Source organism: Sphingomonas sp. TDK1 (assembly GCF_001650735.1).
GTDB lineage: Bacteria > Pseudomonadota > Alphaproteobacteria > Sphingomonadales > Sphingomonadaceae > Sphingomonas.
Window position 1 is genome coordinate 5393 of record NZ_LXVY01000035.1, and the last position, 579, is coordinate 5971.

Consider the following 579-nt stretch of genomic DNA (forward strand, 5'->3'; position numbering starts at 1 on the left):
CGGCGGCGCGGCGAACCAGCGACTGGGTGAGGGTGTTCGCGGCCGGATCGGGCTGGCGCAGCTTGGCCATCTGGGCGAGCGTCAGTTCGAGGCAGAAGACCGGCGCGGCCAGCCCCCGGCCCGCGGCTTCCTTCTGGTCCGCCGTGTCCTGGTCGAGCACGCCGGCGAACGCGTCGAGGCGATCGAGATAGGCCTCGGCATCGTCCTGGGTGACGATGGTGTGGCTGGAGTTGAGGAAATCGGGCGTCGAGAAATAGGCGCCGCCCTGCTGGGTGATCGGGAAGGGGCGGCCGACCGAATCGATCTGGAACTTGTCCTGCGACACGGTCGCGCTGCGCAGCGAATAGAGCACCACTTCGCGATCGAGCCGGGCGGTCTCGGACAGGGTGGCGGGATCGAATGCCTCGATCCTGGCGATGGCGGCCTTGGTATCGGCGAGGTTGCGGGCCTTGGCCGCGGCGCTGCCGTCGCTGAGCTTGTGCTTGAGCGCGGCGTTGGGGCCCTTGTCGAAGCCGAGCGAGGTGGCGAACTCGGGCGAGCGCTGGATGCGTTCGGCGACGATCTGGTTGTAGACGGTGT

At 68.6% G+C, this 579-nt stretch carries 1 protein-coding gene; it reads right to left on the minus strand.

Features of this window, described 5'->3' with window-relative positions:
- The coding region (locus A7X12_RS26430) for a DUF885 family protein (protein WP_232318593.1) at nucleotides 1-579 on the minus strand (579 nt) is incomplete at both ends.